The 2,844-nt window shown below is 38.4% G+C and carries 3 protein-coding genes; all 3 read left to right on the top strand.

Annotation, left to right across the window (positions count from 1 at the left end; genetic code table 11):
- On the top strand, positions 1-660 hold a 660-nt coding region (locus B4F91_RS05615; protein ID WP_288635416.1), incomplete at its 5' end, for a chromosomal replication initiator protein DnaA.
- 13 nt (positions 661-673) lie between these two features.
- Positions 674-1,777, top strand: a complete 1,104-nt coding sequence (gene dnaN, locus B4F91_RS05610) for a DNA polymerase III subunit beta (RefSeq protein WP_004588058.1) — start codon at positions 674-676, stop codon at positions 1,775-1,777.
- Positions 1,778-1,791: 14 nt separating this feature from the next.
- Positions 1,792-2,844, top strand: a 1,053-nt coding sequence (recF, locus tag B4F91_RS05605) for a DNA replication/repair protein RecF (protein ID WP_288635415.1), incomplete at its 3' end; no start/stop codon positions are given.

The following is a 2,844-nucleotide window of genomic DNA, read 5'->3' as shown; positions in this document are numbered from 1 at the left end:
GAATTTTTTCATACCTTTAATGCATTATTAGAAGGTAATCAGCAAATTATTTTAACCTCTGACCGCTACCCAAAAGAAATTGAGGGTGTAGAAGACAGGCTTAAATCACGATTTGGTTGGGGTTTAACGATTGCTATAGAGCCGCCAGAACTTGAAACGCGCGTTGCCATTTTGATGAAAAAAGCGCAGCAGAGTAAAATTAATTTACCGCACGAAGTCGCTTTTTTTATCGCTAAAAAATTACGCTCAAACGTACGTGAATTAGAAGGCGCGCTTAACCGTGTAATAGCTAATGCTAATTTTACCGGGCGTCCAATTTCTATCGACTTTGTAAAAGAAGCACTGCGCGATTTATTGGCACTACAAGATAAGCTTGTCACTATAGACAACATACAGCGCACCGTGGCTGAGTATTACAGAATACGTGTGTCAGATTTGTTATCTAAGCGCCGCAGCCGCTCTATCGCGAGGCCGCGTCAGGTAGCTATGGCATTATCTAAAGAATTAACTAATCACAGCTTACCTGAGATTGGTGACGCATTTGGTGGACGTGACCACACCACGGTATTACATGCGTGTAGAAAGGTTAAATCACTTCGTGATGAAAGCCACGAAATAAAAGAAGATTATCAAAATTTAATAAGAACGTTGTCATCTTAGGGCTGACTTTATTATGCAAATAACCATTTCAAGAGAACAATTTTTAAAGCCATTAGTGCAAGTATCGGGTGCGATTGAACGTAAACATACGTTACCTATATTATCTAATGTATTGTTAGTGGTAGAAAACGGGCAACTTTCAATGACAGGCACAGACCTTGAAATTGAACTAGTTGCAGGTGTTTTTGTTGGTGATGATATTGCCGATACAAAGTTAACGCTACCTGCTAAAAAATTACTCGATATTTGTAAAAGCCTGCCTGATGGTTCTGAGCTTACATTGAGCTTACAAGAGCACCAACTGCTTTTAACTAGTGGTAAAAGCCGCTTTTCACTTACTACACTTGCCGCGGAAGACTTTCCTAATTTAGAGCAGTGGGATGGCGAGGTTGAGTTTCAGCTAACGCGTTTAGAGTTACGTAAGTTACTTGAAAGCACGCATTTTTCAATGGCTAACCAAGACGTTCGTTATTACTTAAATGGCATGTCGTTTGAAGTAGATAATACCGACATAAAAACAGTGGCCACCGATGGCCACCGTTTGGCAATAGCGCAAAAAGAATTAGGCCAATCGTTAAATACGCAGCGCCAATTAATAATACCGCGCAAAGGTGTGCAAGAAATTATGCGCCTTATGGTTGCCGATGAAGAATTAGTTACTATTCAATTTGGCGCTAACCATATTCGTATTATCGATGTGGAATTTACTTTTACTAGTAAGTTAGTGGATGGCCGCTTCCCTGATTATCGCCGCGTATTACCGCGTGGTGGAGATAAAGTAATTACCGCTAACCGTGAATGGTTACGTAATGCGTTTCAACGTGTGTCTATTTTATCTAACGAAAAATTTAGAGGTGTGCGTTTAAACCTTGCAAATGGCTTACTTAAAATTACGGCTAATAACCCTGAGCAAGAAGAGGCTGAGGAAATAGTAGAAGTAATGTATGAGGGTGATGAGCTAGAAATTGGTTTTAATGTATCGTATGTATTAGATGTACTAAATACATTAAAAACAGAAGATGTACTATTTACATTAGCAGATTCAAACAGCAGTGCACTTATTGAAGGTGCGGGCGATGAAGAAGCAATGTACGTGGTTATGCCTATGCGATTATGAGATACCCATTATAAATGAGTTTAAGTCACTTGAGCCTCAAGTATTTTCGTAATATTGAGGCACTGACGCTAGAACCAGTCAACGGCGTTAATATAATTTATGGTGAAAACGGCAGCGGAAAAACCAGCCTTTTAGAGGCTATTTATTACCTTTCTCACGGCAAATCTTTTCGAACACCTAAACATAAAAGTATTATTCAACATCAGCAAGATCAGTTTGTAATACACGGCCGCAAAGCGCTACACGACTTGTCTATTCCTATTGGGATTAGTAAAACCCAAAGTGGTGAAACTAATTTAAAAATACAAGGCAAAGCCAGTAGAAAAATCTCTGAACTTGCACAGTTAATGCCTGTGCAAATTATTACACCCGAAAGCTATTCATTGTTTTTTGGTGGCCCGAAAGAGCGACGTAAGTTTTTAGATTTGGGTTTGTTCCACGTGGAACATGAGTTTTTTTATTTATGGCAATCGTTTAATAAAGTGCTTAAACAACGCAATGCATTATTAAAAAGTAAGCCAAAGAATTATTTTGACCAAATTAGGTTTTGGGACAAAGAATTTGTTAGACTGGCAGAACAAATAAATAAATTAAGAATGGCGTATATAAGTAGGTTTAAGCAGCAGTTTTTTGATAAAATGTGTTCAGAATTAACGCTTATACGCGATTTAGAAATCAACTTTAATGCAGGTTGGAAAGACAGTGAGTCTTTAAGTGATGCATTAGAGCAAAACTTTGAGCGAGACGCTCGCCAAGGTTTTACAAGTAAAGGCCCTCATAAGGCCGATTTTAGTTTTAGTGTCGCTGGCAACAGCGTAGAGAATACGTTTTCACGCGGTCAATTGAAGTTATTGCTTTATGCGTTAAAAGTAACGCAAAATAGTTTAATTGAGTCAGAGACAGATAAGCAATCTATATTGCTAATAGATGATCTACCTTCAGAGTTAGGCGAAGATACAAAAGAGAAAGTGGGGCAATTATTGGCTCATTGCAGTTCTCAAATATTTATTTCTTCAATTTTGTCTGAAAGTATTTCTGCTGTGGTGGAACCCATGCAACGAGAACTA

The sequence above is a fragment of the Pseudoalteromonas sp. UBA6610 genome (genome assembly GCF_002433295.1).
Classification (GTDB): Bacteria; Pseudomonadota; Gammaproteobacteria; order Enterobacterales; family Alteromonadaceae; genus Pseudoalteromonas; species Pseudoalteromonas atlantica.
This window is presented reverse-complemented; position numbering and strand designations above follow the sequence as displayed.

Coding starts and splice junctions, on each gene's coding strand:
- dnaN (WP_004588058.1), top strand. CDS start 674: ATGCAAATAACCATTTCAAGAGAACAATTTTTAAAGCCATTAGTGCAA.